The following is a 13,800-nucleotide window of genomic DNA, read 5'->3' on the forward strand; positions in this document are numbered from 1 at the left end:
CAACATGAACCAGCATTTTTACAGACAATTTTCAAAAGAAATAAACGGAGAAACAACCTTATTTGAAGTGCAGTATGACCCAACAACACATCATTTCACGGTGACGGAAAATACCCTAGTGCAATACAAATTACAATTTGACCCCACATCCAGAACTTGGACGACAACAGATGGTCCAGAACCATCTATTCCTGTTGAGGAATTAGCTAATTCTGTACAACAAGCTTTTGGCGTTTTTGTGTAGAAATTTTAAATCCATATGCCAGCTGGGCAATTAATTTTATTCATTTATATTGTCTTTAGTAGGAAGGAGCATTTCTTGGCTTTCCTAAAATATTAATTAGGTTTGGCGTTTAAGCTTTGAGGTAGGATGTTCAACCTTTGAGGTTCAACTTTCTACCATCTAGGTTGGATTTTCTACACTTTAGGTTCTGCGTTCTACCTTTTATGTTCAATGTTGAGTATTTTAGATTGAATGCAGAGTCTTTAGATTGAATGTCTAATGTTTTAGATTGAATGTCGAGTGTTTTAGATTCAACGTTGAGTGTTTTATGTTCAAAGTTCCCTTATTAGCTTATTTCTTTATTTTATCGTAAGTATTTTGATTATGTTTTCTTGATAACAAAGCGTTCAAAAGTATAACTCTAATTACAATCAGATCCTACGTCCAAAACATGGACAACAACGCACTGTGAAGAACCTGCTATACCTGTAGAGTAGTTCGCTGCTGCAGTGCAACAAAGTTTTGGTGTGTATGTGTAGGTTTATTCCTAGTTTTATATATGTAAAGAAAAATTTTGATGTATCTAAACTATGTTTTATTATTAGATAATGGTATTTTTATTTTCTTATAAATAGTATTTTATGCTCTATTATTTAAAATGCTATATATCTTGTTACTTTTTCTCAATTCCCAATAGTCTAAGCCTACTATAATAATTCCCATTATTAACCACAGAACTAATACATACCAACCTTCAACAACTTTCTGCCAAATTGATTTTGTTGGAATAAATGGAGTATACTTGCTTTTGTCTTGAAAGTCATTAATTGAAATGCTTTTTTCTTCTCCTGTCAATGTATTTTTTAGCTTAACGGTATTATCTCTTTTAGGTGTTGCTTTATATTCTATCCTAACGTTATTAGTTCCTGTCTCAAAATAGTGTAATTCTGCAGATTTTAAGAATGCAAAAATAAGAATTGAAATAATTGTAGGAATTAATAATTGAATACATGTAACCCATAGATTTTTCTTAATTCTTCCTTTTTTTCTTTTAATTTCATTTTCTGAAAGTAAGTTTGTTACTATGATTTTTTGAGTCTGAGAAATTCTATGTGTGAAATTCAGTTCATCAAATATGTTATCGTTTTTATCAATATCTTTAGTCGCTTCGATTATTGCTTCTATTTGATAAAATTCATTTTTTCTAAATAATCCAAAATCAAATTGTAAGTTTTTTGAATCTTTAATTTCATAACTGCATTTTAAGTCTGGTGATGTGCCGGTAATTTTGCAATTAATCCAATTATAATTTTCAGGTATTGATATATTAATTGGTCTTTCAATTTTTTCGCCTTCAATATCAATTTCTCCATCATTAATAAAACATCCTTTAATATAAATCAAATTATCTTTAATTGGTTTGTTTTCAAACAAAATGGCAATCTCATTGAAATTTTTAACAATACTATTAAATAAACTAATACTTGATTGTTTGAGAAATGTTATTCTGCCAGGGTATCGCTTTTTTTTAAATAAATTTATGCTTAGAAAACCAAAAACAAATGTTGCAACTAATCCGATTATGGTTAAAAGTAAGGATGTATCCATATGTTTATTATATAAGTATGATAATTGGTTTCAAAATCCAAAATATCTTGCTAATCCCTAAAACCAAAACAAGCCCAATCTTTCGATTGAGCTTTTCTATATCCTAATAAAAATAAGATTAGTGTTTGAAGTGACGAACACCTGTAGTTACCATCGCAAGACCTTTTTCGTCAGCCATTTCGATAGACAATTTGTCTTTGATCGAACCACCTGGTTGCAATACTGCAGCGATGCCATTATCACCAGCGATTTCTACACAGTCAGGGAAAGGGAAGAAAGCATCTGATGCCATAGATGAACCTACTAAATCAAAACCGAAAGCTTTTGCTTTTTCGATAGCTTGTTTCAATGCGTCTACACGTGAAGTTTGACCTACACCCGAAGCGATTAATGTACCGTTTTTCGCAAATACGATTGTGTTAGATTTTGTATGTTTCACGATTTTGTTCGCAAAGTACAAGTCTTCTAATTGTGCCGCAGTAGGCGCAACTTTCGTTACGGTAGTCATTTGTTCAGGACCTTCTACTGTGTTGTCTTTATCTTGTAAGATGACACCGTTTAATAAAGTTTTGAATTGCTCTGTAGGCAATTGCACTTCTTTACGACGTAAAATAATTCTGTTTTTCTTTTCTGTCAAGATAGCTATAGCTTCTTCAGAATAGGAAGGGGCGATCAATACCTCGAAGAATAATTTGTTGATCTCAGCAGCTGTTTCGCCGTCTACTTCGCCGTTTGTAATTAATACACCACCGAAAGCAGAAACTGGGTCACATGCTAAAGCGTCAATCCAAGCTTGTTTTACCGTCTCGCGCGAAGCAACACCACAAGCGTTTGTATGTTTTAAGATTGCAAAAGTAGGCTCTTGGAATTCGTCAACGATAGCTACTGCTGCATCTACGTCCACCAAATTGTTGTATGATAATTCTTTACCATTCAATTTGTCAAACATTGCGTCCAAATCACCGAAGAAAACACCTTTTTGGTGTGGGTTTTCACCGTAACGCAATACTTGTGCTTTTTGCTCTGATTGTTTGAATACTTCGATTGGTTCTTCTTGGTTGAAGTAATTGAAAATTGCTGTATCGTAGTGTGAAGATGTATTGAAAGCACGTTTTGCGAATGACTTACGTTGCTCCAATGAAGTAGCACCTTCTTGCGCCGCTAAGATTTCTTCTAATTCTGTATAGTCATTTTTCGAAGAGATGATAACTACATCGTTGAAGTTTTTAGCTGCTGCACGGATTAATGAAATACCACCGATGTCGATTTTCTCAATAATATCCTGCTCTGAAGCACCAGAAGCAACAGTTTCTTCGAATGGATATAAATCCACGATTACTAAGTCGATTTCTGGAATGTTATATTCGTCAATTTGTTGTTTGTCTTCTGCCAAAGGACGACGCGAAAGGATACCGCCAAATACATTTGGATGTAATGTTTTTACGCGACCACCTAAGATTGAAGGGTAGCCCGTCAAATCTTCAACGCGCTCAACGCCAATTCCTAAGTCACGGATAAAAGCTTCCGTACCGCCTGTAGAGTAGAAAGTAACTCCGTACTTGTTTAGTAATTGAATAAGTGGGGCTAGATTGTCTTTGTAGTAGACAGAAACTAATGCATTTTTAATCTTAACAGGATGATTCATTGTTTTTTATTTGGAGCAGCAAAGGTAAAAATTAATGTGTGTATTTCATAGTGATAGAGGCTATTTATTTGCTGAAATGAATAAGTTCAATTTTATGAACTAGACATATAGCTCGTCATTTCGACGCAAGGAGAAATCTGTTTTGAATTTCTTACTTTAAGCCCACTATGCCGGGCGGGCATCCTACTTTTGACCGCAAAAGTAGGCAAAACTCATCGCTGTACCGTATCGGCACAATGGCTCACTTTTCCTGCTGTTGCCGATCCGCTAAGGCGATATTTAAGAATTTGTAAGGATAGTGATTTATTTAGTAGTTGCCAGAAGAATCGGCCTAGGGTATTTTTGCGTTAAGAAATCAGTGAAGTGAAAGCGTTAAAAACAGATTTAGGAAGTGAAACGGCTCAAATCTGTTTAGCGATAACGAGGTTATTTTAGCCAAAATATCCAAGCCTTGATTGCTTTGCATACTTTCGTCATCAAGGAAGAAAGTATGAGCCCCTCGCGGCTTGAACGAGACTATAGAAGTTAATAAACATAAAAATCGCACCTTTTGGGTGCGATTTTTTAATGATATTTCTTTAATAGATTTTCTACGACTTTTGGGTAGTGTAGATGTTCTAATTGTTGTCCTTTGAATTTAATTGTTTCCAATGTGTCGTCTTTTTCGACTTTGAATCGACCTTGATAGATTACTTCGCCTTCGTCAAAGTTTTCATTTACAAAGTGAATGGTAATACCGTGCTCTTCGTCACCTGCTGCTAATACCGCTTTGTGTACGCGGTCTCCGTACATACCTTTACCGCCATGTTTTGGCAATAGGGACGGATGGATGTTGATGATTTTGTTTGGATATGCTTTCAAAAGATTTTCGGGTACTAACCACAAGAAACCTGCTAACACAACTAAGTCAATGTCTAATCGTTTTAATATGTCGACTACATTATCCGTTTGATAGAATTCATGTCTATCGAAGATATGCGATGGAATTTCAAAATTGTCGGCTCTTTGTAATACGTAAGCGTCAGGATTGTTGCTTAGTACTAATGATACTTCGGCTTCGTCAGCGTATTTGAAATGCTCCATAATTTTTTGAGCATTTGAACCTGACCCCGAAGCAAAAATAGCAATGCGTTTTTTCACGTTGTTATTAGTTAATATTTTCTCAAATATAAGCATTCTGTGCATCATTTGACGGAATGCTTGTATTTATTGAATGTCATTATTTAAGATTAGCAATCTTACTCAAGATTTTACTGCTTATTTCATCCACCGAAAGGGCAGAATTCGAAAGAACAACAATAGCGGATTTCTTGTCGGGCACCAAACCAATAAACGAAGAGCTTCCGGCCGTTCGACCGTTGTGCCAAAGTTGAATGACATCGTCGACCATATTCATGTGCCAAGCTAGACCGATATCCGTATTTGGAGGCAGAAAGTACGTGAATTGTCTTGTCATCGCCATCGCATTTTCCAATGTTGTCTCTGGTAATTTGAATTGGTATTGCGCGAAGCGTAATAAATCGTGCACTGTAGATTTCAAAGCACCTGTTCCCGCAAAAGCTTGAAAATCCCAAATAGGTGTTTCTTGTCCGTGCGCATTGTATACTTTCGTTAGCTTTTGTGTCTTAGGGTTTGCTTTCTCAACAGTGTTTGGCAATTTTAGAGTATCCGAAATGATTTCTTTGATATTTTGGCTGTAGGTTTTTTGGGTAATAATTGAAATCAATTCTCCTAATAAACCATAACCTAAATTGCTGTATTCGAAATTTTCGCCAGGCTCATTATCACTTTTTACATCTTTCAAATAGTGAAATAGGTCTTTACGACTGTAGTTTGCGTACGGATTTTTAGGATTGTACTTAGCCACTTTATCCAAATTTTCGGGCAATCTTGGCAATCCAGATGTATGATTCGCCAAATGCTTGAAAGTGATTTTTTGCAAATAGGGATTTTGTGCTAACGTGTCAGGCAAGTATTTTGTGATACTATCATCTAATGAAATTGTTCCTTTTTCGACCAAATCAGCAAGCAGCGTAGCCGTAAACACTTTGGAAATAGAACCGATTTCGTACAACGTATTTCCGTCAGGTAATGAAGCTGTGTTAGCCGCGTCAGTCTGTCCGTAGAAGAAGGTATTGATGCTATTTTTATTGATCACACCGATAGCCAAAGACTTGGTGTTGGGATTTGAAAGATAGGCTCTAGCGATGGAATCCACATAAAAATCCAAGGGATTTTGGTTGTTCACATTTGATTTTACCTCTTCTTTTCTTACGGTCTGAATGTGATCAGGTTTTACCAAAAAGTAGTTGAATTTGTAATTCGAGTCTACACCAAGATGAATAGATGTCTTCGAACTTCCCAATAGTACATTATATCCAGCGATATTATTAGCGAATGTGACAGGTTCGGTATTCGAAATCTTTCCGTAATTCGCCATATTGCTGATCATATCAATAAATCCTTGTTTATCAACAGATCGTTTAAATTCTTCTGATGCTAATGTATAAACCGAATCTGGCTGTTTGGTATTAATGAAATATTCAATTCTATTGAAAACAGTTCGGTTTCTACGCTCTACAGGAGATTGAGCGATTAAGGTCGAACTGAAGAGTAAGATATTGCAAACAAATAGTAGTGCTTTATGTATCATGTCGCAAAATTAACAAACAATCGGTTATAAGCCAATTGTTTGTTTTAATCTTGCATATCCTGATTTACTGATGTTTACTTTGTCGCCGTTGATAAGAATGCCTTTATAGCTTTCTTTTTCCATCGGCTCAATCTTCGCGAGTTGGTCTACTTTGATAATAAATGATCGGTGCACGCGTACAAATTGTTTTGGATCCAATTGTTTTTCAAAAGAAGACATAGTTTTGTTTTTCAAAAACATACCATCTTTAGTGTGAATCTTTACATAATCATCATAAGCCTCCAAAAAGATGATTTGTTGAACCGGAATTAATTTGATTTGCGTACCATTTTTTACGACAATACGCTCTAATGTTTCCTCTTCTAAATCTTCTTTCAAAGCCTTTACGCCTTGCTGTTTTTGTTTCGTAACATGTAACGATCTAAACTTTTCGAGAGCCTGATCAAATCGATCTTGCGAAATAGGCTTCAACAGATAATCCACCGCATTCTTTTCAAATGCTTTCAATGCATATTCCTCAAATGCTGTAGTGAAAATAATATGTGGCATTTCATCCAAAATTTCCAACATCTCAAAACCTGTCAACTTTGGCATTTGAATATCCAAAAAAACAATGTCTGGTTTGTACTGTTGAATTGCTTTTGCGCCTTGAAAACCATCGCCACATTCGGCTACGATTTCAAAATCATTTTCCTTTTGAAGATATTCATGTATAATCATACGAGCCAAAGGCTCATCATCTATAATTATTGCTTTAATCATGTTGAGGTATTTTTATGATGGCTGTGAATTGATTCTCTGTTTTGCGAATGTGTAATAAATCGGTACGGCTATATATTAAGAACAAACGTCTTTGTATGCTTGAAAGCCCAAATCCAGTTCCTTTTTTGTTGTAAAATTGATCGGTATCGTATGGATTTGTTATTTCAATATTCAGCATATTATGTTCTAGTGTGATTTGTGTATTGATGTCCACATCACCAATAATATTGTACAGGCCATGCTTAATCGCGTTTTCCATCAGCGGCTGTATAATCATACACGGTACTTTGCTGTGAAGCACTTCGTCCTCGTAATGGAAATTAGTTTGTAATCGATGTCCAAATCTTACTTTTTCTATTTCCAGATACAATTCCAAATGTTTGATTTCGTCAGCCAAAGGAATCAATTGTTTGTCATCTTTACGCATCGTTCCTCTCAAAAAGTCCGATAGCTGAAAAGTCATTTTCTTCGCTAAATCGGGTTTTAACCCTATTAGAGCTATAATAGAATTCAAGCTATTAAACAGGAAGTGCGGTTGAAGTTGTTGTCTAAGGTTGTACAATTCTGCATCGCGTACCAAACGCTCGGATTCTAATTTACGACGATCATTTTCAATAGCTTCTTCCTGTACATTCCAAAATATATTGATGATCATAATACATGAAAGCACTAAAAAGTTGATGATAAACTTATAGGGTAATTTGTGGTAATAATGAACAAGCGACGGATTGTCAAAAAATTGGTAAATACAAAATATGGAAATTCCCAAACTCATTACCGTTAAAGTCAAGCAAAAAGCAATTATTTTGAAATACTGCTTTTTAGTCGGATTATAAAATTTCATCGAACTAAATACCAAATAACAGCAAAGCGCCATAGTCAAAGCACTAATTAGAGGTTCTACAAATGAAACGCGAACTGGTTTGAATTCCCACCAAAGCAAGAAATAAGAAACAGCAAAGTATAAAACAAAGATAATCCATACACTGAAGTGGATTAACGCTGTTTTTGAGTTTAGTTTGAAGGTAGATGCAAACATTTACTTTAGCTATTTTTTATAGTTACAGTTCCAAATAATGATGTTCCTGTAAGGAACAATTTTTTAGATTCATCATACGGATGATTGATGATTATTCTACGGTCATCCACATCCCCAAATATGGAAGAGATCGAAGGTGTCACCACCCAATGTGCTGGAACTATTATTTTTGTACTTCCAAATAATTGAAAAGTATCAATTACGACTGGCTGTGATAGATCCGCTTGTAAAAGGTTGATCACGGAAGATCCAAAAATATTTGTAATCGTACCACCTAAGAAATTTTTGGACAATATAATTTTATTTGAATTGCCAAAAATAGCATCGACCTTTAAATAGTTTTCGGCATACTGGAACTGATTATACGCCCCATAATGCCCTGTATTTTGGTGTGAAGAATTTTGATTATTTGCTCCAGTATCATCAGTTAAATCTACTACACGACGATCCCAATCAAACTCGTCCGTAGGATGTGGAGGAGGCGTGTTCTCTGGTGGAGTAGGAATTGTTGGAGCTTTTCTATTTCTGTTTATGATGTAGATACCAATCACAATAGCGATTGCAGGCAAAAGCACTTGAAAAGGATTGAAGTTATCAAAAATCTTGCGCAGTAGAAATATACCTCCGATTGTAAGTAATATAAATGATGATTTTTTTTCAAATTTTGAATTTATACCGATGACAAGTCCGATTATAATCAAAATCATAGGGATGCTAAACAGCCAACTAGGAAATAAAAATCCCAAGTCCAAATTGTTTAGGAGTAGAAACACACCAAAAAGAATAATAATAGCTCCAACTGTAGTGGACGACTTATTATTGCTTGGTGGCAATTGTGGGTTTTGATTTGTATGCGTTGACTTTTCCATTACTCTATATTTAATAGCTCAAAAGTAAATACCCGATTGCACTGGACACACTGTAATTAGGTATTTGTAGTAGCTTACTCGGTAAAGTATCTGATTTTATCGGTAAAAATACATTCTAAAAAATGATTTCAAATCTTTATTAACAAAAAATAATTATTTTTTGCAAAAAATTTGGTTCTTTAATAAGATATATTATATATTTATGACATTAAAATATAAGATTTAAACTTAAATACTTACTAGACTAATGGGAGATTTTGAAAACAAAGAACGTGAAGAAGTATTTTCAAAAAAGGTGAGAGCTGGAAAACGTACTTATTTTTTTGATGTAAAAGCAACACGATCGAATGATTATTACGTGACTATTACAGAGAGTAAAAAACGTTTTGAAGATGGTCAGTTTATCAAACATAAAATTTTCTTATACAAAGAGGATTTTGAAAAGTTCGCAGAGGGATTAACAGAGGTGGTGGAATACATAAAATCTAACCAAGATGTCGTAGAGAAAAGATACGAACCTAGTCAAGAAGAATCTGCTTATGAAAATAGTGGTGAGTATGTAGCGAAGGATAATTTTTCTTTCTAAATACTAAACCCTAACAAGATATTCGAGCCACTCTAGCAAAGTGGCTTTTTTAATTTTAAAGTTGTTACAATAAATATATCGTTTGTTGTAAGGGAATCGATTATTTTCGTGGTTTTATAAAATTGAATATGATAAAACATTGGACTAATTTTGCAGTCATCGGGCTTTTGTTTGTTGGCTCGCAGTCTGTAGCGCAACAAAAATTAACCTTTGATGAAGCTTGGGGAAGAGTAAGTACTGTTACAAAACCAATTAATGGATTCACGGGGTGGGCTGATAATGACCACTATTTGGAACTTAATCGTGAAGATAATCGTACGTATAAAGTAAATGTGTCGAATGGACATCGTGAAATCTATGTTCCTACAGAAATCAAAAGCACAAAAGTAGTAGCAAAGAATAATGATATTTATATTCAGTTTGCGAATGGACAGGAGAAAAAGTTAACCAATTCACCAGACATTCCTGAACAAAATCCTACATTATCTCCCGATGGTAAGTATGTAGCGTTTACAAGAGAAAGCAATTTGTACAGTGTTACCGTTGATAATGGAGCAGAAACGCAATACACAACAGATGGTACCGATGTTATTTACAACGGTTGGTCTTCTTGGGTGTATTATGAAGAAATTTTAGGACGTGCTACCAATTATAAGGCATTTTGGTGGTCACCGGATAGCAAGCAAATTGCATTTATGCGATTCGACGACACTAAAGTTCCGATGTTTCCAATTTACGGATCAAAAGGTCAAAATGGTTACTTGGAACAAACGCGTTATCCTAAAGCAGGGCAAAGCAATCCAGAAGTAAAAGTTGGTTTTGTGAAAGTTGAGGAGAAAAATGTGCAGTGGGCAGATTTCGATGAGAAAGATGACCAATACTTTGGAGAACCATATTGGAGTTACGACAGCAAATCTATTATGGTGCAATGGATGAACCGTGATCAGACGAACTTGAAATTTTATAGTGTAAACCCTTTATCTGGAACGAAAAAAGAAATATACAATGAAGAGCAATCAACTTGGATCAATCTAGATCACGATGAGCGCATTACATATTTGACAGATAATAAACATTATATTTTAAAGTCTGATAAAACAGGTTGGGCACATTATTATTTGTATACATTGGATGGAAAATTGGTTAATGCGATTACATCTGGCGATTGGCAAGTTTCCAAGTTGCAGCACATAGATGAGAAATCTAAAGTTATATATTTCACCGCACGTAAAGAAAATTCTGCGACTTCGGATCTTTACCGCGTTGATTATTCGGGTAAAAATTTAAAACGCCTAACCTTTGGAAATTATACACATCAAGTTTCCGTATCACCAAATGGGAAATATTTTTTGACAACTTATTCCAATGTAAGTACACCAGCTAAAGTTTCTTTGGTAGATAATAAGGGTAAAGTGTTGAAAGAATTAGCAGATGCTAAATCTCCTGATTTTGAAAAGTACAAAATTGGAAAAACAGAATATTTAACGGTAAAGTCGGAAGACGGAAAGTTTGATTTGCCCGTAATCATTACCTATCCTGTAGATTTCGATGAGTCCAAGCAATATCCTGTGGTCATGAATATCTATGGTGGTCCTGATGCAGGTTCTGTAAGAAATACATGGAAAAACACATCAACGAGTCCATATGGTGGTATGTCGCAACATTGGGCTAATGAAGGTATTATTCAAATCGAATGTGATCACAGAGCTTCAGGACATTATGGCAAGCAAGGGGTCGCATGGATGCACCGTAACTTAGGAAACTGGGAATTGGTGGATTATATCACGATTGCAAAATGGTTGAAAGCAAAACCTTTTGTTAAGAAGGATAAGTTATTGATTACTGGTCACAGTTATGGAGGTTATATGACTTGTTTAGCGTTGACCAAAGGTTCGGAATATTTTGATTATGGTATTGCTGGAGCTCCTGTTACGAGCTGGGAATTGTATGATACGCATTATACGGAGCGTTGGATGGATACACCTCAAGATAATCCTGAAGGGTATAAAAATGGCTCCATCTTAACGTATGTAGACAAATACAAAGGTGGTCTGCGTATCTTGCACGGGGATATGGATGATAACGTGCATATGCAAAATACTATACAATTAGTGGATGCCTTGACAGATCGTGATGTTCCATTTGAATTTATGATTTATCCTGGAAGTAGACACGGTTGGAATCGTTCGAAAACTAAATATGATTTTAAAGAGCGAGTACGTTTTTACTATCAAAATTTATTAGAAAGACCTGTTCCAGCAGATTTTAAATAAATTATAAATACCGAAAAGCTTCGTGAAAACGAAGCTTTTTTTGTGCTATAGAGTAACATGTTAGTAAGTAGTCATTACGTTGATAAAAAAAGAATGAAACCCCAAAGATTTTCATTGTTGTAGTGCGAAAAATATATCATCTTTGCAGTATTATTAATCAACATGTTAGAATTTTTAAAAGAAAGTACTTTTCGTGCTAATGATGTGTTTCTCCAAGCATTAAGTATTTTGAGGAAACACTATATATCGGTTGCGGGGTTGTGTTTTTTGTTGTTTGTCACTAACAATTTATCTACGTATTTAGCAATTTATCTGAGTGATCTCACAGGTAGTGGTATTCGATTCGTATTGTTGTTAATTTTTGTGATTTTGTTTTTTGGTCTGCAGTTAGTGCTAATTAAGCGCGCCATACTTTTGGCTAAAGATGTCAAAAAAGCCGAATTAATGAGTTATGTACCTTCCACTAAACAATTTATACATTTTATTTTAGGTTTGTTGTCGTATTCTCTTATCACGGGGTTAGCATATTTAGTGTGTGCGATACTTTGTATGCCCTTATTATATATGGGTGTTGAGATGGATAGGATTGCATATGAAATTAATCCATTGATTACAGGTGTAATTATGATGTTCGTACTCATCCGTATATCATTTTTTCCTTTTTTTATCTTGGAAAATAATTTCGGATTTATAAGATCTATTAAGTTAAGTATTGCTTTTACTCGCGGAAATACAACCAATTTACTTATCTTGATGGCATTATTGGCGTCTACATATATGGGACAACTGTTTTTTGAATATATGGATTACACTATCTTCGCCAAAATCATGAGTGCAATTAATACATTCGTAATCATTCCTTCAGTGAGTCTGGTTCTTGCGGTTGCCTATGTAGGCATGATTAAGGAGTACAAGGGGAGTGATGATCCAGAGTTATTGAAAAACATTATTTAGGAATATAAGGGAAGTTTTGGAGAAAAAAAATATAGCCATATTAGGTTCTACAGGAAGTATCGGTACGCAGGCTTTGGATGTTGCACGTGAATTTCCAGACAAATTTGAAATATCAGTTCTGACAGCGAGCAATAATGCAGATGACCTAATTAAACAAGCTTTAGAGTTTAATCCCAAGATTGTGGTTATGGTGTCTGAAGTTGTATATGCAAAAGTGAAAGACGCTTTAGCTGGCACAGGTATAAAGGTGCTTTACGGAGAAGAGGGTTTAGTAGAAGCTGTTCAGTTGGATGAAATCGATGTGGTACTTAACGCAATTGTCGGTTCCGCTGGATTGAGACCTACGGTCAAAGCAATTCAATGTGGTAAAGACATTGCGCTAGCGAATAAAGAAACTTTGGTCGTAAGTGGAGAGTTGATCATGGGGCTAGTAAAGCAACATAATGTAAAAATGTTGCCTGTAGATTCCGAGCACTCTGCTATCTTTCAATGTTTGGTGGGCGAACCAAGTCCAATAGAGAAAATATATTTGACAGCATCTGGAGGGCCATTCAGAGGTAGGACAAGAGAACAGCTGGCCTCTGTTGGTAAAGCACAAGCATTGAAACATCCGAATTGGTCAATGGGTGCCAAAATTACGATAGATTCAGCTTCTTTGATGAACAAAGGGCTTGAAGTAATCGAGGCTAAGTGGTTGTTTGATTTGAATATAGATCAAATCGATGTCATTGTGCACCCGCAATCTATTATACATTCGATCGTACAGTTTGAAGATGGTTCGATGAAGGCACAAATGGGTTTGCCAGATATGAAGTTGCCTATTCAATATGCGTTGACTTATCCGCAACGTTATAAAAATTCATTCAAAAGATTTGATTTCATGGATTATGGCAATTTAACTTTTGAAAAGCCAGATTTAGCAACATTCAGAAATCTTCAATTGGCTTATGATGCGTTAGCGGAGGGTGGAAATCGTTGCTGCGTATTGAATGCTGCGAACGAAATTGCTGTTGCAGCTTTCTTGGAAGATAAAGTGTCATTCTTAGGGATGTCGGATATACTTGAGGAGACATTATGTCATATAAAAAATACGAATAACTTAAGTTTGGATGATTATATTGCGTTCGACACCGAAAGCAGAATCGTGGCACGAGATTTAATCAATAAAGTAAAATATAAAAATTAGAA

The 13,800-nt window shown here is 35.1% G+C and carries 12 protein-coding genes; 5 read left to right on the forward strand and 7 right to left on the reverse strand.

All coding sequences use genetic code 11. From position 1 onward, the window contains the following. Positions 1 to 4 precede the first annotated feature (4 nt). Positions 5 to 244: a hypothetical protein gene (locus GOQ16_RS04715; protein WP_160068254.1), complete on the forward strand. Its 240-nt coding sequence runs from the start codon at positions 5 to 7 to the stop codon at positions 242 to 244. A 618-nt stretch (positions 245 to 862) separates the two neighbouring features. Here GOQ16_RS04715 and GOQ16_RS04720 read toward each other — a convergent pair. From GOQ16_RS04720 to GOQ16_RS04750, 7 genes are all read right to left on the reverse strand, one after another. Next, positions 863 to 1,831: a hypothetical protein gene (locus GOQ16_RS04720; RefSeq protein ID WP_160068255.1), complete on the reverse strand. Its 969-nt coding sequence runs from the start codon at positions 1,829 to 1,831 to the stop codon at positions 863 to 865. A 118-nt stretch (positions 1,832 to 1,949) separates the two neighbouring features. Continuing rightward, on the reverse strand, positions 1,950 to 3,476 hold the full coding sequence (purH, locus tag GOQ16_RS04725; protein WP_160068256.1) for a bifunctional phosphoribosylaminoimidazolecarboxamide formyltransferase/IMP cyclohydrolase: 1,527 nt from the start codon (positions 3,474 to 3,476) through the stop codon (positions 1,950 to 1,952). A gap of 564 nt (positions 3,477 to 4,040) precedes the next feature. Further along, complete coding sequence (purN, locus tag GOQ16_RS04730) at positions 4,041 to 4,616, reverse strand: phosphoribosylglycinamide formyltransferase (RefSeq protein WP_160068257.1); 576 nt, start codon at positions 4,614 to 4,616, stop codon at positions 4,041 to 4,043. Positions 4,617 to 4,695: 79 nt separating this feature from the next. Then, positions 4,696 to 6,129, reverse strand: coding sequence for a serine hydrolase domain-containing protein (locus tag GOQ16_RS04735; RefSeq protein ID WP_160068258.1), 1,434 nt, complete (start codon positions 6,127 to 6,129; stop codon positions 4,696 to 4,698). Between the two features lie 24 nt (positions 6,130 to 6,153). After that, complete coding sequence (locus GOQ16_RS04740) at positions 6,154 to 6,891, reverse strand: LytR/AlgR family response regulator transcription factor (protein ID WP_149913736.1); 738 nt, start codon at positions 6,889 to 6,891, stop codon at positions 6,154 to 6,156. Continuing rightward, the gene (locus tag GOQ16_RS04745) at positions 6,884 to 7,930 is read right to left on the reverse strand and encodes a sensor histidine kinase (protein WP_160068259.1); all 1,047 of its coding nucleotides are present in this window, start codon (positions 7,928 to 7,930) and stop codon (positions 6,884 to 6,886) included. Before GOQ16_RS04745 ends, GOQ16_RS04740 begins: the two co-directional genes overlap by 8 nt. A gap of 5 nt (positions 7,931 to 7,935) precedes the next feature. After that, entirely contained in the window at positions 7,936 to 8,799 is an 864-nt protein-coding gene (locus GOQ16_RS04750; RefSeq protein WP_160068260.1) for a LiaF transmembrane domain-containing protein, read from the reverse strand. A gap of 247 nt (positions 8,800 to 9,046) precedes the next feature. Here GOQ16_RS04750 and GOQ16_RS04755 point away from each other — a divergent pair, with 247 nt between their 5' ends. From GOQ16_RS04755 to GOQ16_RS04770, 4 genes are all read left to right on the forward strand, one after another. After that, positions 9,047 to 9,385, forward strand: coding sequence for a DUF3276 family protein (locus GOQ16_RS04755; protein ID WP_149913733.1), 339 nt, complete (start codon positions 9,047 to 9,049; stop codon positions 9,383 to 9,385). Positions 9,386 to 9,513: 128 nt separating this feature from the next. Then, complete coding sequence (locus GOQ16_RS04760) at positions 9,514 to 11,658, forward strand: S9 family peptidase (protein WP_160068261.1); 2,145 nt, start codon at positions 9,514 to 9,516, stop codon at positions 11,656 to 11,658. Positions 11,659 to 11,820: 162 nt separating this feature from the next. Next, on the forward strand, positions 11,821 to 12,612 hold the full coding sequence (locus tag GOQ16_RS04765; RefSeq protein ID WP_160068262.1) for a hypothetical protein: 792 nt from the start codon (positions 11,821 to 11,823) through the stop codon (positions 12,610 to 12,612). A gap of 16 nt (positions 12,613 to 12,628) precedes the next feature. After that, positions 12,629 to 13,798 carry a 1-deoxy-D-xylulose-5-phosphate reductoisomerase gene (locus GOQ16_RS04770; protein WP_160068263.1) on the forward strand — a complete coding sequence of 390 codons (1,170 nt, stop codon included), beginning with the start codon at positions 12,629 to 12,631 and terminating at the stop codon, positions 13,796 to 13,798. The last annotated feature ends 2 nt before the right edge of the window (positions 13,799 to 13,800 follow it).

Origin of the sequence: Sphingobacterium bovisgrunnientis (assembly GCF_009829085.1) — a bacterium.
GTDB lineage: Bacteria > Bacteroidota > Bacteroidia > Sphingobacteriales > Sphingobacteriaceae > Sphingobacterium > Sphingobacterium bovisgrunnientis.

Bases quoted from the DNA above. Each gene is read 5' to 3' on its own strand.
- GOQ16_RS04755 (WP_149913733.1), top strand. From the start codon at position 9,047: ATGGGAGATTTTGAAAACAAAGAACGTGAAGAAGTATTTTCAAAAAAG.
- GOQ16_RS04745 (WP_160068259.1), bottom strand. From the start codon at position 7,930: ATGTTTGCATCTACCTTCAAACTAAACTCAAAAACAGCGTTAATCCAC.
- purH (WP_160068256.1), bottom strand. From the start codon at position 3,476: ATGAATCATCCTGTTAAGATTAAAAATGCATTAGTTTCTGTCTACTAC.
- GOQ16_RS04720 (WP_160068255.1), bottom strand. From the start codon at position 1,831: ATGGATACATCCTTACTTTTAACCATAATCGGATTAGTTGCAACATTT.
- GOQ16_RS04760 (WP_160068261.1), top strand. From the start codon at position 9,514: ATGATAAAACATTGGACTAATTTTGCAGTCATCGGGCTTTTGTTTGTT.
- GOQ16_RS04740 (WP_149913736.1), bottom strand. From the start codon at position 6,891: ATGATTAAAGCAATAATTATAGATGATGAGCCTTTGGCTCGTATGATT.
- GOQ16_RS04765 (WP_160068262.1), top strand. From the start codon at position 11,821: ATGTTAGAATTTTTAAAAGAAAGTACTTTTCGTGCTAATGATGTGTTT.
- GOQ16_RS04750 (WP_160068260.1), bottom strand. From the start codon at position 8,799: ATGGAAAAGTCAACGCATACAAATCAAAACCCACAATTGCCACCAAGC.
- GOQ16_RS04735 (WP_160068258.1), bottom strand. From the start codon at position 6,129: ATGATACATAAAGCACTACTATTTGTTTGCAATATCTTACTCTTCAGT.
- GOQ16_RS04715 (WP_160068254.1), top strand. From the start codon at position 5: ATGAACCAGCATTTTTACAGACAATTTTCAAAAGAAATAAACGGAGAA.